This window comes from Kineosporia mesophila (genome assembly GCF_021129235.1).
GTDB lineage: Bacteria > Actinomycetota > Actinomycetes > Actinomycetales > Kineosporiaceae > Kineosporia > Kineosporia mesophila.
On record NZ_JAJOMA010000016.1, the window covers coordinates 18062 to 39109 of the forward strand.

At 67.8% G+C, this 21048-nt stretch carries 24 protein-coding genes, 1 tRNA gene and 1 riboswitch; of the genes, 13 read left to right on the forward strand and 12 right to left on the reverse strand.

The features are described 5' to 3' along the window. Positions 1–5: 5 nt before the first annotated feature. The gene (paaB, locus tag LR393_RS21945; protein ID WP_231486020.1) at positions 6–287 is read right to left on the reverse strand and encodes a 1,2-phenylacetyl-CoA epoxidase subunit PaaB; all 282 of its coding nucleotides are present in this window, start codon (positions 285–287) and stop codon (positions 6–8) included. Then, on the reverse strand, positions 280–1218 hold the full coding sequence (paaA, locus tag LR393_RS21950) for a 1,2-phenylacetyl-CoA epoxidase subunit PaaA (protein ID WP_231486021.1): 939 nt from the start codon (positions 1216–1218) through the stop codon (positions 280–282). The genes paaB and paaA overlap by 8 nt, the downstream gene beginning before the upstream one ends. A 115-nt stretch (positions 1219–1333) precedes the next feature. Between paaA and paaZ the strand changes: the two genes are divergently transcribed. Both paaZ and LR393_RS21960 read left to right on the forward strand, forming a co-directional pair. Then, positions 1334–3355, forward strand: a complete 2022-nt coding sequence (paaZ, locus tag LR393_RS21955; protein WP_231486022.1) for a phenylacetic acid degradation bifunctional protein PaaZ — start codon at positions 1334–1336, stop codon at positions 3353–3355. Then, positions 3352–4119 (forward strand): enoyl-CoA hydratase/isomerase family protein, encoded by a 768-nt coding sequence (locus LR393_RS21960; RefSeq protein WP_231486023.1) that lies wholly within the window; start codon positions 3352–3354, stop codon positions 4117–4119. Before paaZ ends, LR393_RS21960 begins: the two co-directional genes overlap by 4 nt. 80 nt (positions 4120–4199) lie before the next feature. On the opposite strand, the gene LR393_RS21965 is transcribed toward LR393_RS21960, so the two are convergent. Further along, the gene (locus tag LR393_RS21965; RefSeq protein ID WP_231486024.1) at positions 4200–4475 is read right to left on the reverse strand and encodes a metallophosphoesterase family protein; all 276 of its coding nucleotides are present in this window, start codon (positions 4473–4475) and stop codon (positions 4200–4202) included. Between the two features lie 20 nt (positions 4476–4495). Beyond that, positions 4496–4741 carry a hypothetical protein gene (locus LR393_RS21970; RefSeq protein ID WP_231486025.1) on the reverse strand — a complete coding sequence of 82 codons (246 nt, stop codon included), beginning with the start codon at positions 4739–4741 and terminating at the stop codon, positions 4496–4498. Positions 4742–4916: 175 nt separating this feature from the next. Beyond that, a riboswitch (cobalamin riboswitch) is annotated at positions 4917–5133 on the forward strand. Between the two features lie 129 nt (positions 5134–5262). On the opposite strand from LR393_RS21970, the gene nrdH reads away from it, so the two are divergent. Genes nrdH through LR393_RS21995 form a run of 5 tightly spaced genes read left to right on the forward strand, consistent with a single transcriptional unit; the run spans position 5263 to position 10227 of the window. Next, positions 5263–5496 (forward strand): glutaredoxin-like protein NrdH, encoded by a 234-nt coding sequence (gene nrdH / locus LR393_RS21975; protein ID WP_231486026.1) that lies wholly within the window; start codon positions 5263–5265, stop codon positions 5494–5496. A gap of 4 nt (positions 5497–5500) precedes the next feature. Further along, positions 5501–5908, forward strand: a complete 408-nt coding sequence (nrdI, locus tag LR393_RS21980) for a class Ib ribonucleoside-diphosphate reductase assembly flavoprotein NrdI (protein ID WP_231486027.1) — start codon at positions 5501–5503, stop codon at positions 5906–5908. Continuing rightward, the gene (gene nrdE, locus LR393_RS21985; RefSeq protein WP_231486028.1) at positions 5905–8034 is read left to right on the forward strand and encodes a class 1b ribonucleoside-diphosphate reductase subunit alpha; all 2130 of its coding nucleotides are present in this window, start codon (positions 5905–5907) and stop codon (positions 8032–8034) included. The genes nrdI and nrdE overlap by 4 nt, the downstream gene beginning before the upstream one ends. Positions 8035–8053: 19 nt before the next feature. After that, complete coding sequence (gene nrdF / locus LR393_RS21990; RefSeq protein ID WP_231486029.1) at positions 8054–9019, forward strand: class 1b ribonucleoside-diphosphate reductase subunit beta; 966 nt, start codon at positions 8054–8056, stop codon at positions 9017–9019. An 11-nt stretch (positions 9020–9030) separates the two neighbouring features. Next, positions 9031–10227, forward strand: a complete 1197-nt coding sequence (locus LR393_RS21995) for an Nramp family divalent metal transporter (RefSeq protein WP_231486030.1) — start codon at positions 9031–9033, stop codon at positions 10225–10227. On the opposite strand, the gene LR393_RS22000 is transcribed toward LR393_RS21995, so the two are convergent. Next, on the reverse strand, positions 10193–11074 hold the full coding sequence (locus LR393_RS22000; protein WP_231486031.1) for a helix-turn-helix transcriptional regulator: 882 nt from the start codon (positions 11072–11074) through the stop codon (positions 10193–10195). The genes LR393_RS21995 and LR393_RS22000 overlap by 35 nt on opposite strands. Positions 11075–11197: 123 nt before the next feature. Between LR393_RS22000 and LR393_RS22005 the strand changes: the two genes are divergently transcribed. Beyond that, positions 11198–12097 carry an oxidoreductase gene (locus LR393_RS22005; protein WP_231486032.1) on the forward strand — a complete coding sequence of 300 codons (900 nt, stop codon included), beginning with the start codon at positions 11198–11200 and terminating at the stop codon, positions 12095–12097. Here LR393_RS22005 and LR393_RS22010 read toward each other — a convergent pair. Beyond that, a complete protein-coding gene (locus LR393_RS22010; protein ID WP_231486033.1) occupies positions 12088–12624 on the reverse strand; it encodes a GNAT family N-acetyltransferase in 537 nt (178 codons plus the stop codon). The genes LR393_RS22005 and LR393_RS22010 overlap by 10 nt on opposite strands. Before the next feature lie 70 nt (positions 12625–12694). After that, positions 12695–14443, reverse strand: coding sequence for a serine/threonine protein kinase (locus LR393_RS22015; protein WP_231486034.1), 1749 nt, complete (start codon positions 14441–14443; stop codon positions 12695–12697). A gap of 309 nt (positions 14444–14752) precedes the next feature. On the opposite strand from LR393_RS22015, the gene paaK reads away from it, so the two are divergent. From paaK to LR393_RS22030, 3 genes are all read left to right on the forward strand, one after another. Continuing rightward, positions 14753–16060 carry a phenylacetate--CoA ligase PaaK gene (paaK, locus tag LR393_RS22020; RefSeq protein ID WP_231486035.1) on the forward strand — a complete coding sequence of 436 codons (1308 nt, stop codon included), beginning with the start codon at positions 14753–14755 and terminating at the stop codon, positions 16058–16060. A gap of 83 nt (positions 16061–16143) precedes the next feature. Next, a tRNA-Ala gene (locus LR393_RS22025) sits at positions 16144–16217 on the forward strand. Positions 16218–16301: 84 nt separating this feature from the next. Beyond that, the gene (locus tag LR393_RS22030; RefSeq protein WP_231486036.1) at positions 16302–16508 is read left to right on the forward strand and encodes a hypothetical protein; all 207 of its coding nucleotides are present in this window, start codon (positions 16302–16304) and stop codon (positions 16506–16508) included. Between the two features lie 23 nt (positions 16509–16531). Here LR393_RS22030 and LR393_RS22035 read toward each other — a convergent pair whose 3' ends face one another. From LR393_RS22035 to LR393_RS22050, 4 genes are all read right to left on the reverse strand, one after another. Continuing rightward, on the reverse strand, positions 16532–17710 hold the full coding sequence (locus LR393_RS22035) for a type II toxin-antitoxin system HipA family toxin (protein ID WP_231486037.1): 1179 nt from the start codon (positions 17708–17710) through the stop codon (positions 16532–16534). Between the two features lie 103 nt (positions 17711–17813). Beyond that, entirely contained in the window at positions 17814–18146 is a 333-nt protein-coding gene (locus LR393_RS22040) for a helix-turn-helix domain-containing protein (RefSeq protein ID WP_231486038.1), read from the reverse strand. A gap of 109 nt (positions 18147–18255) precedes the next feature. Then, entirely contained in the window at positions 18256–18459 is a 204-nt protein-coding gene (locus LR393_RS22045) for a DUF397 domain-containing protein (protein ID WP_231486173.1), read from the reverse strand. A 2-nt stretch (positions 18460–18461) separates the two neighbouring features. Beyond that, positions 18462–19337: a DUF5753 domain-containing protein gene (locus LR393_RS22050; RefSeq protein ID WP_231486039.1), complete on the reverse strand. Its 876-nt coding sequence runs from the start codon at positions 19335–19337 to the stop codon at positions 18462–18464. 274 nt (positions 19338–19611) lie between these two features. Between LR393_RS22050 and LR393_RS22055 the strand changes: the two genes are divergently transcribed. Together LR393_RS22055 and LR393_RS22060 are read left to right on the forward strand one after the other, a co-directional pair. Further along, positions 19612–19935: a hypothetical protein gene (locus LR393_RS22055; protein ID WP_231486040.1), complete on the forward strand. Its 324-nt coding sequence runs from the start codon at positions 19612–19614 to the stop codon at positions 19933–19935. 77 nt (positions 19936–20012) lie between these two features. After that, positions 20013–20231: a DivIVA domain-containing protein gene (locus tag LR393_RS22060; protein WP_231486041.1), complete on the forward strand. Its 219-nt coding sequence runs from the start codon at positions 20013–20015 to the stop codon at positions 20229–20231. A 69-nt stretch (positions 20232–20300) separates the two neighbouring features. Here the strand turns inward: LR393_RS22060 and LR393_RS22065 are convergent, their stop codons facing one another. Next, positions 20301–21047 (reverse strand): carbonic anhydrase, encoded by a 747-nt coding sequence (locus LR393_RS22065; protein ID WP_231486042.1) that lies wholly within the window; start codon positions 21045–21047, stop codon positions 20301–20303. Between the last annotated feature and the right edge of the window lies 1 nt (position 21048).

The window sequence follows — 21048 nt, forward strand, 5'->3', positions numbered from 1 at the left end:
CTTCCTCACAGGTGCGGGACGCTACCGGGAATCGTGTAGAAGGTCGGGTGCCGGTAGACCTTGTCGCCGCTCGGGTCGAACAGGGAGTCCTTCTCGTCGGGACTGGAGGCCGTGATCGCGTCGGAACGCACCACCCAGATGCTCACGCCCTCATTGCGCCGGGTGTACACGTCCCGGGCGTTGCGCAGGGCCGCCTCGTCGTCGGCGGCATGCAGCGAGCCGACGTGCACATGGTTCAGCCCGCGCTTACTCCGCACGAAGACCTCGTACAGCGGCCATTCACCCATGCCCGGGCTCTTCCTGGGCGGCGAACGCGGAGGCCGCCTCCCGCACCCACGCGCCGTCTTCGTGAGCCCGGCGGCGATGCGCGAGACGCTGGGTGTTGCAGGGACCGTCACCGCGGATCACGGCGAACAGCTCGTCCCAGTCAGGCTGCCCGAAATCGTGCTGCCCACGGTCGGCGTTCCAGGTCAGCGACGGGTCGGGCAGGCTCACCCCCAGTGCCTGCGCCTGCGGCACGGTCATGTCGACGAACTTCTGCCGCAGGTCGTCGTTCGAGTTCCGCTTGATGCCCCACGCCATCGACCGCTCGGTGTTGGGCGAACTTTCGTCCGGTGGCCCGAACATCATCAGGGAGGGCCACCAGAACCGATTCACCGACTCCTGCACCATGTCCCGCTGCTCCGGGGTACCGCGCATCATCGTCATCAGCAGTTCGTACCCCTGCCGCTGGTGGAACGACTCCTCCTTGCAGATCCGGATCATCGCGCGCCCGTACGGCCCGTACGAGGTGCGGCACAGCGGCACCTGGTTGCAGATGGCCGCGCCGTCGACCAGCCAGCCGATCGTGCCGACGTCCGCGTAGCTCAGCGTGGGGTAATTGAAGATGGACGAGTACTTCTGCTTCCCGCTCAGGAGCATCGCGACCAGGTCGTCCCGGGAGACTCCCAGCGTCTCGGCCGCGGAGTAGAGGTACAGCCCGTGGCCGGCCTCGTCCTGCACCTTGGCCAGCAGGATCGCCTTGCGGCGCAACGAGGGCGCCCGGCTGATCCAGTTACCCTCCGGCTGCATCCCGATGATCTCGGAGTGGGCGTGCTGGGCGATCTGCCGCACCAGGGTGCGCCGGTAGGCATCGGGCATCCAGTCGCGCGGTTCGATGCGGTCGTGACGGGCGATCACCTCGTCGAAGTGCGCCTGATGGTCGGCCTGGCCGGGCATCGTCGCCTCCATCATTTACTTACCGATCGGTCTGTATTAACGTGACACGAGTCGGGCAGAAGCGCAACGGCATGGCGAAAAAGACATCTGGACAACGCTGTCGAGAGGATCTGGCGTGACCACGCTGCTGGAGAGCTACGTCGCGGGGCATTGGTTCCGGGCCGATGACGACGGTGACCCCCTGCTCGACGCGACCACCGGTGACGAGGTCGCCCGCATCTGCGCCCGTGGGCTCGACTACGCGGCGATGGTGACCCACGCGCGCGAGGTCGGCGGACCGGCCGTGCGGGCCCTCACCTTCCATCAGCGGGCCAAGCTGCTGAAGACGCTGGCGCAGCATCTGAACGAGCACAAGCCGGAGCTGTACGACCTGAGCCTGCATACGGGCGCGACCACCCGCGACACGGCGGTGGACGTCGACGGTGGCATCGGCACGCTGTTCAGTTACGCGAGCAAGGGCGTGCGGGAGCTGCCGAACGACACCATCGTGTTCGACGGCGCCCTGGAGACCCTCGGTCAGCAGGGCACTTTCGTCGGCCAGCACATCTACACCTCCCGGCCGGGCGTCACCGTCCAGATCAATGCCTTCAACTTCCCGGTCTGGGGCATGCTCGAGAAGCTCGCCCCGGCCTTCCTGGCCGGCCTGCCCACGATCGTGAAACCCGCGAGCCAGACGGCCTATCTGGCCGAGCGCGCGGTGCGACTGATCATTGCCTCGGGCATCCTGCCGCCGGGTTCGCTGCAACTGGTCGCGGGCAGCGCCGGTTCCCTGCTCGACGAGCTGGGCGTGCACGACTCGGTCGCCTTCACCGGCTCCGCCCACACCGCGGGCATCCTGCGCCGCCACCCCCACGTACTCGACGCGGGCGTGCACCTGGGGGTCGAGGCCGACTCGCTGAACTGCTCGGTGCTCGGGCCCGACGTGACCGGTTCCGACCCGGAGTTCGATCTGTTCGTGAAGGGCGTCGTCACCGAGATGACGGTCAAGGCCGGGCAGAAATGCACGGCCATCCGCCGGGTGATCGTCCCTTCCCTTATGGCAGCGAGTGTTTCGGACGCCATCGCGGAACGCCTGGCGAAGGTCCGGGTGGGCGATCCCCGCGATCCGCAGGTCCGGATGGGCGCCCTGGCGAGCATCGGGCAGAGGGACGAGGTACTCAAGGCGGTGGAGGCCCTACGGGCCGGGGCGGAAGTGGTCTTCGGTGACCCTTCACGGCCAATCGGGGACGCCCGGGGTGCCTTTGTCTCGCCCCTCCTGTTGCGGGCCCACCCGGGAGCGCCCCAGCCGCACGAGGTGGAGCCCTTCGGCCCGGTCAGCACGGTGCTCACCTACGAGTCGCTCGACGAGGCCGTGGCCCTGGCGGCCCGGGGCCGGGGCAGCCTGGCCGGGTCGGTGATCACGCACTCCCCGGAGGTCGCCCGCCACCTGGTGCTGGGCCTGGCCCCGTGGCACGGCCGCATCCTCGTGCTCGACCGCGACGACGCCCGGGAGTCCACGGGCCACGGTTCCCCGCTGCCGATGCTCGTGCACGGCGGCCCGGGACGCGCGGGCGGTGGTGAGGAACTCGGCGGCGTCCGGGGTGTGCTCGGCCATCTGCAGCGCACGGCGATCCAGTCCTCCCCCGACCTGCTCACGGCGGTCACCGGCCGCTGGACCCCGGGCTCGACGCGGATCACCCCGGAACAGCACCCCTTCCGCTACTCGCTCGCCGAACTGGAGATCGGGCACAGCATCTCCACGGCCGCCCGCACCGTCACCCTCGACGACATCGAGCATTTCGCCGAGTTCACCGGTGACACCTTCTACGCCCACACCGATGCGCGGGCGGCGCAGCGGAACCCGCTCTTCGGCGGCATCGTGGCCCACGGCTACCTCGTGGTGTCGCTGGCCGCCGGCCTGTTCGTCGACCCGGCCCCGGGCCCGGTGCTGGCCAACTTCGGCGTCGACGGCCTGCGGTTCCTCACCCCGGTGAAGGCCGGCGACGCGATCTGCGTGCAGCTCACGGTGAAGCAGATCACGCCCCGCAACAGTGCCGACTACGGCGAGGTGCGGTGGGACGCGGTGGTCACCAACCAGAACGGCGACCCGGTGGCCACCTACGACGTGCTGACGCTGGTGGCGAAGGAGGCCCGATGATCGTCGAACGAGACGGTGCGGTAGCAGTTCTCACGATCGACCGGCCGAAACGTCGCAACGCCCTCGACACGGAGGCCAAGAAGTCGCTCCGCACGGCCCTCGAATCGGTCGCGGCGGCACCCGACGTGCGCGCCGTGGTGCTGACCGGCGCCGGCGGATCCTTCTGCAGCGGCCAGGACCTCGCCGAGCACGCCGCGCTGCTGAAGGCCGACCCGGCGCACGCCACCGACACGGTGGAGGCCGACTACGCCCCGATCGTCAAGGCCCTGGCCAGCATGCCCAAGCCGGTGATCGCCGCGGTGCAGGGAACGTGCGTAGGAGCCGGGCTGGCGCTGGCCCTGGCCTGCGACCTGCGGGTGTTCGCCGACGACGCCCACCTGGCCACAGCCTTCACCGCCATCGGATTTACCTGCGACACCGGCCTTTCCCTGACCCTGCCCGGTTCGGTGGGCGAGTCCCGGGCGAAAGAACTCCTGCTGCTGGGAGAGCCCTTCACCCCGGCCCAGGCGGTGACGTGGGGCATCGCCGGGCAGGTGGTGCCGGGGCCCGAGGTTCAGGAAAGGGCCCGGGCCCTGGCCGCGAAGCTGGCGGCCGGCCCCACCCGGGCCTACGCCGAGACCAAGCACCTCCTGAGCACGGCCCCCTTGTCGACGGTGCTGCACCACGAGGCCCAGGCCCAGGCCCGCCTGGCCCTGACCGCCGATCATGCCGAGGCGGTCACGGCCTTCGTGTCCAAGAGCAAGCCCGACTTCAGGGGTAACTGAACCCGGGGAGGTCTTGCCTGATCACGACCAGGAAAACGTGATCAGGCAAAACCTCCCCGTTAATCAAGCAAGCTCAATCCTCAGGCCAATCCACAGTGCACGGCCAGGGCTCTTTGTTCCCGCCCCGCCGCATCGGCGACCCGACCGCTCAGCAGTTGTGGACGTCCACCATTAATTCTTGCCGGACGCCAGGAGGTCTCGACCACGCCCCGACGATCGACCACCACGCCGTAAACACCGGTCTGCGCACCCGCGCCGCCATCGGCGTAGAACACGAAATTACCGAGGCCGTAATGAACAGCCGTACGGCCCCGCTGCACCGACGGCTCCAGGACATGGGCGTGACTGCCGACCACGACGCTCGCCCCCGCGTCCGTCAGAAGATCGCCCCCTGGAAGTGGACGTCGCCGGCGAAGGCCAGCCGTGCGCGTCCACTGCCGGAAATCTTCTTCATCACTTTTCCGGGCGACGCCGTCGGGCCCGGTGTCGCGGTCGTCACGGGAGTCCCGGGAATCAGAGTCCCGGGGGCTGCCTGCGACCAGACGTAGCCGCTGGAGGTCGAACAGGCCGCGACCAGCAGGGCTGAGCAGAGCACCGCTCGGGTCCGACGGCGTTTGCCCACGTTTGCGCTCCCCCGCCGACGGCCCCACCCGATCAGCCCCTTCAGTGGGACTGCAGATGCATCGGTAGCGCCCTGATGCCGCTTGATCACGTGGGGTCCAGATTTCTCCCTGTCCGGACAGCACGCCGACACGCCTACTAGATCTAGTTGTCGCGGGCACCCCCACCTACGGCATATGGTGCTGCCTGTTGCTGGTTCGCCCTTCCAGCCAGGGAGGGCGTCGCAAGAGGGAAGCCGGTGGAAATCCGGGACTGCCCCGCAGCGGTGAGTGGGAACGACCACCGTCAGACAGCACTGGGCCCGCGATTGCGGACCTGGGAAGCGACGGTCAGTAGGTGCGCTCACGGCGCATGCCTGCGAGTCCGAAGACCTGCCAGCAATGCGCGCACCCATCGTGGTGTGTGCGTCCGAGGTGCCGCGAGGGACGGAACCGGATGACTTCAGGCTGCCCGTTGGGGCCGGTCTGTGTTCACCCGGGCTCTCCACCGCGCACGAGGTTCTCGAAGATCGGGATGTGCGAGATGACTATCACTGTTTACAGCAAGCCTTCCTGCGTTCAATGCGACGCAACGTACCGGGCGCTGGCGAAGACTGACCTGGAGTACCAGGTCGTTGACATCACGCAGGACGACGCGGCCCGCGACCACGTCATGTCGCTGGGTTACCTGCAGGCTCCCGTCGTGATCGCCGGCGACGACCACTGGTCGGGCTACCGCCCCGACCGGATCAAGGCCCTGGTGGCGCAGACTGTCTGATCGGATGACCTCGCTGGTCTATTTCTCCAGCGCCTCCGACAACACGCACCGCTTCGTGCAGAAGCTGGATGTCGCCGCGGAACGGATTCCCCTCCGTCCCACCGACCCCTTCCTGCACGTGAGCGACCCGTACGTTCTGGTGGTACCGACGTACGGTGGGGGCAACGAGGGTGGAGCCGTGCCCCGTCAGGTGGTCCGGTTCCTCAACGACGAGGGCAACCGTTCGCTCATCCGGGGCGTGATTGCCGCCGGTAACACGAATTTCGGTGAGGCCTACTGCATCGCCGGTGACATCATCGCGGCGAAGTGCCAGGTGCCTTACCTGTACGCCTTCGAACTCATGGGAACAGCAGAGGACGTCTCACGCGTCCGAGATGGATTGGAACGATTTTGGCAGCGACAGTCGGTATGACGGACGTTCTGGAAGTGGGTATGGACTACCACTCCCTGAACGCGATGCTGAATCTCTACGGTCCGCAGGGCGAGATTCAGTTCGAGAAGGACCGGGAGGCGGCGCGGCAGTACTTCCTGCAGCACGTCAACCAGAACACGGTCTTCTTCCACGACCTGGACGAGAAGCTCGACTACCTGGTCGAGAACAAGTACTACGAAGGCGCGGTGCTCGACCAGTACGACCGGGCATTCATCAAACGGCTGTACAAGCACGCCTATTCGAAGAAGTTCCGGTTCCCGACCTTCCTCGGCGCGTTCAAGTACTACACCTCCTACACGCTGAAGACCTTTGACGGCAAGCGTTACCTGGAGCGTTTCGAGGACCGGGTCTCGATGGTCGCGCTCACGCTGGCCTCGGGTGACGAGACGTTCGCGCTCCAATTGGTGGACGAGATCATCACCGGCCGTTTCCAGCCGGCCACCCCGACCTTCCTCAACCTGGGTAAGGCCCAGCGGGGTGAGCCCGTCTCGTGTTTCCTCCTGCGCATCGAGGACAACATGGAGTCGATCGCCCGGGGCATCAACTCCTCGCTGCAGCTGAGCAAGCGCGGCGGCGGTGTGGCCCTGCTGCTGTCGAACGTGCGCGAGTACGGCGCGCCGATCAAGCACATCGAGAACCAGTCGTCCGGTGTCATTCCCGTGATGAAGCTGCTCGAAGACTCCTTCTCCTACGCCAACCAGCTCGGGGCGCGTCAGGGCGCGGGTGCGGTGTACCTGCACGCCCACCACCCCGACATCATGCAGTTCCTTGACACCAAGCGGGAGAACGCGGACGAGAAGATCCGGATCAAGACACTCTCGCTGGGCGTCGTGATCCCGGACATCACGTTCGAGCTGGCGAAGAAGAACGAGGACATGTACCTGTTCTCGCCGTACGACGTGGAGCGCGTCTACGGGGTGCCGTTCGCCGACATCAGCGTGAGCGAGAAGTACCGCGAGATGGTCGACAACGGCGCCATCCGCAAGAAGAAGATCAACGCCCGCGACTTCTTCCAGACGCTGGCCGAGCTGCAGTTCGAGTCGGGTTACCCGTACATCCTTTTCGAGGACACGGCGAACGCGGCCAACCCGATCAAGGGCCGCATCACCCACTCCAACCTGTGCTCGGAGATCCTCCAGGTCTCCACGCCGTCGACGTTCAACACCGACCTGTCCTACGACTACGTCGGCCGCGACATCTCCTGCAACCTGGGCTCGATGAACATCGCGACGGCGATGGACTCCCCCGACTTCGGCCGCACCGTCGAGACGGCGATCCGGGCGCTGACCGCGGTCTCCGACCAGACGTCCATCGAGTCGGTGCCCTCGATCAAGCGCGCCAACGCCGGCGGGCACGCCATCGGCCTGGGGCAGATGAACCTGCACGGCTATCTGGCCCGCGAGCGCATCTTCTACGGCTCGGACGAGGGCCTGGACTTCACGAACATCTACTTCTACACGGTGGCCTACCACGCCATCCGGGCGTCGAACCTGCTGGCCCGGGAGCGCGACACGCGTTTCGTCGGCTTCGAGGACTCGAAGTACGCCGACGGTTCGTACTTCACCAAGTACACCGAAAAGACCTGGGCGCCGCGCACTCCCCGGGTCAAGCAGTTGTTCGAGGACGCCGGTGTCACCATTCCCTCGCCGGAGGACTGGCGGATGCTCGCCGAGTCGGTGCGCGAGTTCGGCCTCTACAACCAGAACCTCCAGGCCGTGCCGCCGACCGGCTCGATCTCGTACATCAACAACTCGACCTCCTCGATCCACCCGATCGTGTCGAAGATCGAGATCCGCAAGGAAGGCAAGCTCGGTCGCGTGTACTACCCGGCGCCGTTCATGACGAACGACAACCTGGAGTACTACCAGGACGCCTACGAGATCGGCTACGAGAAGATCGTCGACACCTACGCCGAGGCGACTCAGCACGTCGACCAGGGTCTTTCGCTGACGCTGTTCTTCAAGGACACGGCCAGCACCCGGGACATCAACAAGGCGCAGATCTACGCGTGGCGTAAGGGCATCAAGACGCTGTACTACATCCGCCTGCGCCAGCTGGCGCTCGAAGGCACCGAGGTCGAGGGCTGCGTCTCGTGCATGCTCTGAGTTTGAGGGGATTGTCATCATGGTCAAGCTGATCAATCGCGTCTCTGCGATCAACTGGAACAAGCTGCAGGACGAGAAGGACCTGGAGGTCTGGGACCGGCTCACCGGAAACTTCTGGCTTCCGGAGAAGGTGCCGCTGTCGAACGACATCCAGTCCTGGGCCACCCTCACAGACGTCGAGAAGCAGATGACGACACGGGTTTTCACCGGCCTGACGCTGCTCGACACGATCCAGGGCACGGTCGGCGCGGTCAGCCTGATCCCGGACTCGCTGACGCCGCACGAGGAAGCCGTCTACACGAACATCGCGTTCATGGAGTCGGTGCACGCGCGGTCGTACTCCTCGATCTTCTCCACGCTGATCTCCACGCCGGAGATCGACGAGGCGTTCCGCTGGTCGGAGGAGAACCCTTCGCTGCAGCGCAAGGCCGAGATCGTGCTGGGCTACTACAACGGTGACGACCCGCTGAAGCGCAAGGTCGCCTCGACCATGCTCGAGTCGTTCCTGTTCTACTCCGGCTTCTACGCGCCGATGTTCTGGTCGAGCCGGGCGAAGCTGACGAACACGGCCGACCTGATTCGCCTGATCATCCGGGACGAGGCCGTGCACGGGTACTACATCGGGTACAAGTTCCAGAAGGGCCTGGAGCTCGTCTCGCCGGCCGAGCGGGACGAACTGAAGGACTACACGTTCTCGCTGCTGTTCGAGCTGTACGAGAACGAGGTCGAGTACACGCAGGACCTCTACGACCCGCTCGGCCTGACCGAGGACGTCAAGAAGTTCCTGCGGTACAACGCGAACAAGGCCCTGATGAACCTCGGTTACGAGGCCCTGTTCCCGAAGGACGAGACCGACGTGAACCCGGCGATCCTGTCGGCGCTCTCGCCCAACGCGGACGAGAACCACGACTTCTTCTCGGGTTCCGGCTCGTCGTACGTGATCGGCAAGGCGGTCAACACCGAGGACGAGGACTGGGACTTCTGAGCGCGCCCGCAGTGGCGAGGCCGGGCCTGAGGAGCGTTGCGGCGCTCCTCGGCCCGGCCCTCGTGGCGTCCGCCGCCTACGTCGATCCCGGCAACGTGGCGACCAACACCGCGGCCGGGGCCACGTACGGATATCTCCTGGTCTGGGTGGTCGTCGGGGCCAACCTGATCGCGGCTCTGCTGCAGTTCCTCTCGGCCAAGCTCGGGATCGTCACCGGCCGGTCGCTGCCCGCCGTGCTGCGGGAGAAGCTCTCGGGCGGCTGGCGGATCGCGTACTGGGTCCAGGCCGAGGTGGTGGCCATGGCCACGGACCTCGCCGAGATCGTCGGCGGCGCACTGGCCCTGTCGCTGCTGTTCGGTGTGCCGTTGCTCCCGGGTGCGCTGATCACCACGGCCGTGTCGGTGCTGATCCTCGGCTCGTCCCGCAACTTCCACCGCATCGTAGTGGCCATGCTGTGCGTGGTGTTCCTCGGCTTCACGGTGGGCCTGGTGTTCGCCCCGCCGTCGGCTCCCGGCGTGTTCTCCGGCCTGGTGCCCCGGCTCGAGGGCACCGACAGTCTGCTGCTGGCGGTCGGCATGCTCGGCGCCACGGTGATGCCCCACGCGATCTACGCGCACTCCGCCCTGGCGGCCGACCGGCACGGAAAGGTCTCTCCCGAGCGACTTCCCACCCTGCTGACCGCCACCCGCACCGATGTCGGCGTGGCTCTCCTGGCGGCCGGCGCGGTGAACCTGGCCCTTTTGCTGCTCGGGGCGACCGCGCTCTCCGGGGCCGGCGACATGACATCCATCGAGGGCGTGCACGCCGCGCTCGGCCACACCCTGGGCCCGCTGGCGGCCCTGTTCTTCGCCGTGGCCCTGCTGTTCTCCGGCCTGGCCTCCACCGCGGTGGGCGGCTACGCCGGGGGTGTGATCATGGGTGGGCTGCTCGCCTGGGACATCCCGGTACTGGCCCGCCGCCTGATCACGGCCGTGCCCGCCGTGATCGTGCTGGCCCTGGGCGCCGACCCGACCACCGCCCTGATCTACTCGCAGGTGGTGCTGTCGTTCGGCATCCCCTTCGCCCTGATCCCCCTGCTCGTGCTCACCTCGAGCCGGTCGGTGATGGGACCGAACCGCAACGGCCCCTGGACGACCCTCGCCGCCTCGGCCGCGTGCGTGCTCATCGTCGGGCTCAACCTGGTGCTGCTGGCGCTGACCTTCGGCTAGTTCTGGTCACCTTCAACGTGGCCAGGAGCTGCAGACGGTCGGCGTCGGCGCTGCCCGGTTCCGCGGTGAAGACGAGCATCACCGGCCCCGGATTTCCCGGCAGCGGGTAGGTGTCCCAGTCCAGTGCGATGTCGCCGACCTCGGGCACCCGGAAGGTCTTGGTGCCGCTGACCGACTCGCGCACGTCGTGCCGGGCCCACAGCCGCCGGAAGTCGTCGCTGCGGATGCTCAGTTCGCCGACGATCGCGGTGGCGCGGGGATGTGTGGGATCGGAGCCGACGGCGGAGCGCATCATGGCGATGTAGTCGAGGGCCTGCTGTTCCCAGCCCGGGCAGGTCCGTTCCCGGGTCAGGGTGTGGTCGAACAGCAGCAGGAGCATATTGAGCCGGTCGGGTGCGTGGTCGGCCGGATCGCCGAACAGCGCCTGGGCCATCGGGTTCCAGGCGAGCAGGTCCAGGTGCCGGCCGAGCACGAGCGCCGGGGTGTCCATCAGCCGCAGCAGTCGCCGGGTGCTCTCCGGGACGTGCTCCGGGCCCCGGTCCGGGTGGGTGGGCACCGGGCGGCGGGCCGCGTGGGCCAGGCCGAACAGGTGCCGGCGTTCCTCGTCGTCCAGGCCGAGCGCACCGGCGAGCGCATCCAGCACGTCGTCGGACGGGCGCACCTCCCGGCCCTGCTCCATGCGCTGGTAGTAGTCGGTGCTCAGCCCGGCGAGCAGGGCCAGTTCCTCGCGGCGCAGACCGCTCACCTTGCGCCGCCCGCCCGGTTCCAGGCCGACGTCGTGCGGGTGCAGCCGGTTGCGGCGGGCCCTCAGGAAGTCGCCGAGTTCCTGGGCGTACGGATGGCTCATCCCGCCAGTCTGCGGCCGGGACCGGGTCGGCGGGTAGGTCTCGTGGACCTAGGTGACCGAGTGCGAGCGAATGCGCCGGCGCCCCTCCTAACGTCGTCAGCTCCCCCCTCTGAGGAGCAGCAGATGTCCGGATGGACCGCAGAAAGCATTCCCGGCCAGCACGGCCGCATCGCCGTCGTGACCGGCGCGAACTCGGGTGTCGGCCTGGTCACCGCCACTGAGCTGGCCCGGCACGGTGCCCACGTGGTGCTCGCCGTGCGTAATCTCCGGGCCGGTGAGGAGGCCGCGCGCCGGATCGGCGGGGATGTCGAGGTCCGCGAGCTCGACCTGGCCTCCCTGGCCTCGGTGCGGGCCTTCGCGCAGGGCCTGACCGCTGACCACCCGGCGATCGACCTGCTGGTCAACAACGCCGGGGTGGTGCTGCTCGGCGAGCGCCGCACCACGGCCGACGGCTTCGAGCTACAGATCGGCACCAACCTGCTGGGCCACTTCGCCCTGACCGGTCTGCTGCTGGGCACCCTGCGGCCGGGAGCGCGGGTGGTGAACCTGAGCTCGATCACCCACAAGACCGCCCACCTGGACTTCGACGACCTGATGTCCGAGCGTGACTTCCGGGCCTCCCCCGCCTACGGCCGGTCCAAGCTCGCCACCACGGTCTTCGGCCTCGAACTGCATCGCCGTCTGGAGGCTGCGGGGTCGCCGGTCATCAGCGTGCTGGCCCATCCCGGTCTCACCCGTACCAACCTGACCCCGCGGGCGTGGGAACACCTCGGCCGCCCCGGCCGCGTCCTCTCGTGGATCGGGCTGCTGGCCACCCAGCCGGTGGAGCAGGGAGCCCGGCCGCAGCTATGTGCCGCGACCGACCCGGGCGTGCAGGGTGGCCAGTTCTTCGGCCCGGCCCGGCTCTGGGAGACGCGGGGTCGGGTGACGCACGCCCGCCTCAGCCCGGAAGCCACCGATCCGGCCGTGGGACAGCGGCTCTGGGCCGCATCCGAAGAGCTGACGGGCGTCCGCTACCTCTGACGCCCGTCCTCCAGGTGCTTGTGGAAGATCAGGTAGTCGCACGGGGTGGCCAGACGGGGGGCCAGGGCCGGGTAGTCGGTGGCGAAGTCGCCCGTGCGCACCAGTTCGTAGCCGGCGCGCAGGTACCAGGCGCGCAGGAAGGCCTTGTCCGGGTGCTCCCACTCGGTCGGGAAGAGCACCTCCAGCTGCATGGTGCTCAGGCCCCGCTCCCGGGCCCAGGTCTCGGCGAAGGTCATCAGCTCACTGCCGATGCCCGTGCCGCGGTGCGCCGGGTGAGCGGCGAGCATGCCGAACTCGGCCTCGCCGGTCGGGAGCTGCTGCACGCGGACCGATCCCACGAACACTCCGTCACGGTGGGCGACGGCGATCTCGCCGGCCTCCATGAACGACCGGATCTGCGCGGGGTCGGTGCGGGGTGTGCCGTCGGCCCAGATGCCCTTCTCACCGGCCTCGTACACCTCGTTGACGAGGGCCGTGACCTCGGCGACGACGTCATCCTGCGGGGCTACGAACTCGATGACCATCATGGTGACCTCCACAGACCGGGTCGGGACGGACGTCCACCCAGGGGATGTTCCCGGACCCGCACGCTACAACCTACGGAATACGCCAGGACTGGTTCTGATTGCCCGCGCAGTCCCAGAGCATCAGTGCGGCACCACTCTGCGGCACGTCGGTCGGCGTGGTCAGGCAACGTCCCGACGCCGCGTTCTGCAGCATGCTGTGCCCGTACCCGTCGTCCCCGTTCGCCTGGAAGATCTGGGCCGGCGTGCTGTTACAGCCCCAGACCTGGACCTGGTGACCGTTGCTCACATCACCCGCTCCCACGTCGAGGCACATACCCTGCGCCGACAGGGCCCCCTCGGCCGTGTAGCTCCAGCGCTGCGCCGGTGACCCGTCGCAGGGCTGCATCGTGGGCAGATCACCGTTCGTCCGCGTGCCCGGGACCGCCACGCACACATCGCCCGGGCCGGTCAGGGTCTGCATGGCCTTCTGCTTGGCCTCCGCCTGGGCCTTCAGCTCGGCGGCCCGCTGCTCCCTCGCCTTCTGCCGGGCCGCCTTCCGCTTCTCCGCCTTCTCCCGCGCCGCCTTCTCCCGCGCGGCTTCCTCGGCCTCGGCCTCCGCGGTCTCCTCGACCGGGGCCGTCTCCTCGGCCGCCGTCTCCTCGGCGGCCGCCGCGTCCGGCGTCGAGATCGCGACCGGGGTCAGGTCCGGCTCCTTGCCACCGACCAGGTTCATCGCGGCAACCACTCCGACGATGACCAGCAGCACCGCGCCGACCGCCATCAGCGGGCCGTTCCGGAACCAGCTGCTCGGCTCCTCGAACTCCGCCGGCCGGGAACGGGTCTGCCGCCAGTCCTCGGAGGGGGAGGCGGCCCGGGGGGCCCGGTCGTACGGCATCGCCGCGGGAGCCATCACCTCGGTGCGGTCCGGCCCGTAATCCGGCGTGTATTCCGGGACGCGGGCGGGCACCTGGGCAGGAGCTCCGGACGAGGACGGAATGGAAGCAAGAAGGCTCTGGTAGGAAGGGTTCTCGATCAGCGATGTCTCCGGTCGGCAATGCGCCACGATCTGCCCGGCGCCGGGTCGCGAGCCGGGTTCGGCGGCGCTGCAGGCCCTGATCAGGGCGGCGAGATCCCCGGGTACCCCGTCCACGTCGACGTCGCCGCTCAGGCTGCGCTGACTGATCATGAAACCGCTGCCCCGGCCGTAGGGAGCTCTGCCCGTCGCGGCCGCCGCCATCGTGGCGCCCAGCGCGAAGATGTCGGCCGCCGGTCCGGTCTCGTGACCGGACAGCGCCTCCGGGGCGGTGTATCCCGGCGTGCCGATCGCCATGCCGACCTGCGTGACACCCGGCTGATCCGGGTCCCGGGCGATCCCGAAGTCGATCAGCTGCGGACCGGTGACGGAGAGGATGATGTTCTGCGGCTTCAGGTCCCGATGAGACACGCGATGTGCGTGGATGTCGGCCAGCCCTTCGGCCAGGGCCGCGAACAGCCCCCGGCAGACGTCCGGGTCCAGCGCCCCGTGTTCCTCGATCACCGCGGAAAGCGTCGGCCCCGGAACGTACTCCGTCGCCAGCCAGTACGGCGCCCGCTGCACGCCGGAATCGATCAGCGCCGCGGTGAAGGCGTTACGCACCGTGCCGAGGATCTCCACCTCCCGCCGGAAGCGGGCCAGGCTCTCCGGGTGACGCTCGAATTCTCCGGCGATCACTTTGACCGCGACCGGGCGGCCCCCGGCGGTACGCCCGAGATAGACGCGGCCCATACCGCCCTGCCCCAGACGCCCGGCGAGACGGTACGGACCGACCGAGTCCGGATCGGACGCTTCCAACGGGTACACGACTTCGCCCCTCGCCACAGACCACACGGAACAAACGCCACCATTCGTACCAGTTCCCGCGACCGGCCGGGACCGAAGACCGGGCCTGTGACCCCGGCAAGGATCACTTTCTTCCCCGCGGGGCAGCGATCGGATGCTTCTGGTGATCACCCGATGATTCCCCGTGCCCGACGCGGGAGAGCCGGAGCTGCGCGGCCTCCCGTTCGGCGCTACGTCAAGAACTCCGTACCTGCGACCGAGGTCCGGCTGCCACCGGATGTAACCCTCGAAATCAGGCACGGGCCCCGGAGTTGTGATGGAGGAACCCACATGCTGGATCTGAGTCCCCGCAATGGCGACCTCGAGGCGATCGAGACCGCCTCGGTGGACGAGCTCAGGGCCCTGCAGATCGGGCGTCTGCGGTGGAGTATGCGTCACGCCTACGACCACGTGGCCCACTACCGGGCCGCGTTCGAGGCGGTGGGCGCGCATCCCGACGACCTGCACGAGCTCTCCGACCTGGCCAGACTGCCGTTCACCACGAAGGAGGACCTGCGGCGGAACTATCCCTTCGGGATGTTCGCGGTGCCCCGGGAGGACGTCGTGCGCGTGCATGCGTCGAGCGGCACCACGGGACGCCCCACGGTGGTCGGGTACACGAAGGACGACCTGGGCATGTGGGCGGACGTGGTGGCCCGCTCGATCCGCGCCGCGGGCGGCCGGCGCGGCATGGTGCTGCACAACGCCTACGGCTACGGGCTGTTCACCGGCGGTCTGGGAGCGCACGCCGGGGCCGAACGGCTGGGCTGCACCGTCGTCCCGGTCTCCGGCGGCATGACCGAGCGTCAGGTGCAGCTGATCCAGGACTTCCGGCCCGACATCATCATGGTGACCCCCTCGTACATGCTCAACGTGATCGACGAGATGGAACGTCAGGGCATCCGGCCCCGCTCCACCTCGCTGAAGATCGGGATCTTCGGCGCCGAGCCGTGGACCAACGAGCTGCGCCGCGAGATGGAGCAGCGGCTCGACCTGCACGCCGTGGACATCTACGGCCTGTCCGAGGTGATCGGGCCCGGCGTGGCCAGCGAGTGCGTCGAGACCAAGGACGGGCTGCACGTCTGGGAGGACCACTTCTACCCCGAGGTGGTCGACCCCGTCACCGGTGACGTGCTGCCCGACGGCGCCGAGGGCGAGCTGGTCCTCACCTCGCTGACCAAGCAGGCCATGCCGGTCGTCCGCTACCGCACGCGTGACCTCACCCGCCTGCTGCCCGGCACCGCCCGCACGATGCGCCGCCTGGAGAAGATCACCGGCCGCAGCGACGACATGATCATCCTGCGCGGCGTGAACCTCTTCCCGAGCCAGCTGGAGGAGCTGATCCTCGGCCTGCCCGCCCTCAGCCCCCACTTCCAGTGCGTGCTCGACCGGCGCGGCCACCTCGACTCACTGACGGTGCGTGTGGAACGCCGCGAGAACAGCACCCCGCAGGCCGCCACCACCGCGGGCGAGGCCCTGCGCCGGCTGGTGAAGGCCCGGATCGGTGTCTCGATCGAGGTCGATGTGATGGATCCGCACACCATCGAGCGCTCGGTGGGCAAGATGCGCCGCCTGGTAGATCACCGCCCTCACCGCTGACATCGCTGGTCAGAGGCCTCCGTCCCAGCCCACTGAAGGCCGATTCGGAGCATCGGGTCCGGCGGTGCTAGTCTTTTCTCGTTGGGGCTATAGCGCAGTCTGGTAGCGCACCTCGTTCGCATCGAGGGGGTCTAGGGTTCAAATCCCTATAGCTCCACCGCAGGTCAGGGGCGGTTTCCCACTCTCGGGAAGCCGCCCCTGACGGCTTTGTACAGCACCGCACCCATGAAGGGCAGACAAGATGTCAGCTCAGGTAACTCTCGGCTTCGGCGCGTTCTTCGCGGTGCTGACGGTCGTACGCCTCAGCGACCTGCTGAGCGGAAGCTCCGACGCGAACATCTGGAGCTGGCTCGTGGTCGTCGTGACCGCCACCACGGCGGGCCTGGCCTTCTGGAGCGGCTACGAGTCGTGGAAGAAGGAGAAGCGGGAGAAGCAGCAGGCCCCCTGACCGGAAGCCGAGCGTCCTGCGGCTCAGGCGTTGTCGTAGAAGATGTATGGGTTGAGAAATTCACGGCCCCACAGACTCGCCCTCTCGGCACCGGTCAGTAGCGCCTCGTCGCTTACCTCGTCCCAGGTCTTCTCAATCGTCGAGACGGTGTGATCGATGATGTCGTCCGCGTCGGAAGAGCTCAGATGGAACTCCGGTGCGACCTGACGACAGAGACGCAGCTGGCTCGCTCTCTCTCCGTTCGAGGTGATCCCGATGGCATGCGTGGCGACCTGTGTGGAGCGGGGCTGTGGGGCGAGATCGTAAGCCGGCGTGAGTGTCGCGTTCGCCCCGTCCCAGAAGACAGCATGGTTGCGCAGATGGTCATCCGTATTGCCGACACAGACGTTGAACACGAGACGTAGGTACAGCTCTTGCAAGGTGTCGTCGGGCGCCGTCCACGCACCGGCCCGCACCACGCGGGCGATCTCGGCGTAGCTACTGTGCCGTGACTCCATCTCGGACAGGCCGAGGACCGTCAGTGCTGACAGGACCAGGCGCCGGGTGCCATTCCCGGGCCTGTCGAAGCGCTCGACGAGAAGCACATCCTTGCCATTGACCGTTCGCAGGGCGACTGGGGCGACATCGACACCGACCCGGGCCGCCATCAGCATGGAAGCGGCCTCGGCCTTGACCACCGGTCGCGTGTCGGTGGTCGAGGAGAACTTGGCGATCAGATGTCGATCCCCGTCCGACAGCAAGGCCTTGGGACGGGCACCTCCGATGGACGTGCCGTGTCCAGCCGCCGCGAGAAGCCCTTCAGGCAGGCTCTGTCCAGCTTCGATCAACTCGGCGGCCTCGATGAGCTGATCGAGTGTGGCTCCCTCTCCACGATGCTCATACCGGGTCGGCGAATCCTGGAAGTCCAAGGCCCCGATACGGTCGCTCCCGCTGCCGGCCAGGTAGGTCAACTCGGAGAGCTCAGCTTCCGGATTGCCCGCCAGCCTGAGGTTGATGACCCTCCGCCCCCACGCATCCGGAGCAGCGTCTCGCAGACAGCTATGCATCGGCAGAGGACTGCGGCGCCTCCCGAGCGCATCAGCAGGGGGCCAGCCACTGCCTGTGGGATCGAAAGTGCCGGTCCCTATGGGTAGTTCGGAGCCGAACAGGGAGATCGCGCGCTCCCGCTCGCGATAGCTGCGCGCGTAGGTGAACAGCAGCACTTCCTGCCCTTGAAACGTCGCCCCGCTCCGGTTCACAGAGCCGGCGACGACCGGTTCAGTCGCACCCGGCAACCACACCCAGACGAAGAGCTACTCCCGGGACCTAGAAGTCGTCACTGATCTGGACCCTTTCGCGGCGGATCCGGGCAGGCAGGAGAGCGAGTCGCCGGCGTTCGCCAATGGCCAGGTCTTCCAGATCGGCTGGGTCGACGCTGAACAGCGGGACCCCGCAGAGCACGGCGGCCTCGAACACAGTGCCGATGGCGGTGCCCGGAACCCCGCGCTCGATCTTGCCGACCAACGGAGCGCTTACCCCCAGCCGCTCGGCCAGGTCGGCAGCCGTCCAGCCACGCTCACGCCTGGCCACGGCAATCTGCGCACCGAACGCCGCCAGAGCATGCTCGGTGGTCGGTAGATACGACCTGGCCTTCTTCACCCGACCTCGCTTAAAACAACTTTTAGAGCTCTAACTGCCGTTTTAACGACGGTACGACCTCCATGGTCAGATGCAAGACCGTAAGCCCTCAGCTCGCCGAAGAGCCGGGTCAGCGGTTCGCGAGGTGAGTGAACTCGCCCCGGCGAGCGCCTTCCAGCCACGAGGCGATCGCCCGCGGAGCCAGGGTCAGGGTCGGCCCTTCACCTCGGTCCTTGGTGTCGCGGATCTCGATCGCGCCCCGATGACGACGCATCTCGACGCAGTTGCCGTTCGCATCGCTGGCGGTCGCCTTGACCCAGGGGGTATCCATCATGGTCACGTCACGAACTCCTTGATCGGGACAGAATTACTCATAATGATGCCCCACCGCTCCTCGAAGTCGGAAAGCACTTGAGGATCTTCACTGCACTCGGCTCCCTGGTAGCCCTCGGCATAGGAGAACGGGGGCTCCGACGCCTCCACCGGGAAATTGAGCAGGGTGAACTCTCCTCGCCCGCCGGGATGCGCACCAGCCGAAGCAGGCCGGACAAGGACGTCCGTGTGGTCGGTCGCATGCTGGGCCAGGAGGTACGCAATTTGTTCTTCCATCACTTCCGACCCACCGACCTGAAGCTGAAGGGCCGCCTCCGAAAGCACAGCGATACAGCGTTTTCTCTGCGCTTCGCGAACGGCCTGCCGCCCGGCCCGCACGTCGGCCTGCCGTTCGGCGTTCCTGGTCGTGAGCCCCGGAGCTACTTCGAAGATCGCCCGCTGGTAGGCCGCCGTCTGCAACAGCCCCGGAACCAGGATCGGCGCGAAGATACGGATGCGGCAGGCGATTTCTTCGAGCTCGAGCATCGTCGTGAAGCCCGGCGTATACCCTAGGCTGCCGATCTCCTGCTCGTACCAGGTGGGCCGGGCCCCGTCATGCGCCCGGGTCGCCAGATCGATCATGCGGTCGGCCAGCTCCCGCTCGACCCCGAGCTTCTGGCAGATCCAGGCCACGGTCGAATCTTTCGGCAGAGCCTGGCGCTTGCGCCAGCGGTCCCACGAGGAACGCCGGGCCAGCCCCATCCCGGCCAGTTGTTCGTAGGTCTTCCCCGAGTCCAGGCGGACCTTCTCCAGATGCCGGGACAGCGCTCGACGCGCACTCCCGACCCTTCTCGCTACGGCCGCTGCCTCGACAGCGCCCCCCGTTCCCATCCCCGTCATGCCGATCAAGCGTAGGCGAAAATCGCGATTTCCCCCATTGGGCGCAGAAGGATCCGTATCGCGAAAGACGTCCCGTGCGGTGCGGCACCTGATGGGACAGTGACAGATTCAGAGCCCTCTCGGCATCGTAGGACGCAGGCCGGCAACCATCGGGACCGATGGGCCGGCCGGAAGGACGGCCCGGCGTCGCCCCGCCCCTTCCCGGGCGGAGCCGCAACGGGGAAGCGCCGGGCCGTCCGGCTCCATAGCTTCTTCCGCGGGAGGACTTTCCGTCATGCGCCAGATTCAGCACCCCCAGGGGCATCGCTGGGTAACTACTTCTGTCGTCGACGAGGAGGCCATCGATCATGAGCGGACGATCGGCGTCGTGGCCGTCACCGGGGACGAGGTATCGGTCCGCGTGGCCCAGCGCATCGATTTCGATCTGACGGCCGTGCCGGTCAGCATCCGGGCGAGCGCACCTCGGATCACTCTGGGCGCGCTCTTCGAGATGACACCACACCAGACCCGGGAGCTGGCCCACCATCTCTGGAAGGCCGCTTCCTTTGCCGAGGAGACCACCGGCGTCCTTCGTCCGAAACTCGTCATCGGCGCCTGAACCGGGGACGAAGCAGCTCCGGAGCGATGCCGTTCACTACTTCCTCCGCCTATGCCGCCGCAGCTACACTCCGCCCCATGGCTAAGAGATTCCCTGTGGTCGCGCGCGGTTTCGACACCCGCCAGGTCGACGACCTGTTCGACCGCGTGGAAGCGGCGATCGCGGGCGGCGACGCCACCGCGAAGGCCGCTGTGCGGCAGGAACTCAGCGGCACCGTGTTCGAGTTCGCGGCGAAGGGGTACTCCCCCACCGATGTCGCGATGGGCGTGGATCAGCGGCTGTCCGCGCTGTCCTGAACCGAACCCCAGAATGAGGGACGCCCCACACACCTGGGTGTGTGGGGCGTCCCTCATTCTGTTCGGGACTCAGGAGGCGGGAACCGACCGCACCAGGCCGCTACCCAGCTCGTAGGTGGCGGCAACGATCCCGAGGCCGTTCTTCTCCACGGCGTCTCGCACGATGCCGGATCGATTCTGCAGGAGCTCCGCGGTGGAGCGGGCGTGGTGGCGGGACAGGTCGTCGAGGCTGGTCAGGCCGGACTGCTGGCCGCTGGCGATGTCGCAGGACAGGCGCTCCACGATGTCGCGGATGTAGCCGCCGGGCACCGTGCCCTGACCGAGGGTCTTGGCGGTGGCCGCCACCGCGCCGCAGCTGTCGTGACCGAGCACGACCACCAGGTCGACCCCGAGCACGGCCACGGCGTACTCGACCGATCCGAGCACGGCGTCGTCGACCGCGTGACCGGCGGTGCGGACCACGAAGATGTCCCCCAGGCCCTGGTCGAACAGCAGCTCGGTGGGCAGCCGGGAGTCGGCGCAGCCGAGCACCATCGCGAACGGGGCCTGCCCCTGCACGAGGCTCGCCCGGCGCTCGGGGGTGCGGGAGAGCGCCGCCCCACTGAGACCGCTGGCCCAGCGCTGGTTACCCTCCTCCAGCCGCTGCCACGCCGCGTTGGCCCGCTGCTGGTCCGGAGCCTGCTGCTCCGGCGCCTGCTCCGGTGCCCGCCGCGGGCCGGGAACCGATTTCGACCCCTTGGCCTTCGCCTTGGACTTGTCCGCCTTCTTGGCCGACTTTCCCTTGACCGAATCGGTCTTCGTGCTTGCGGGGGTCATG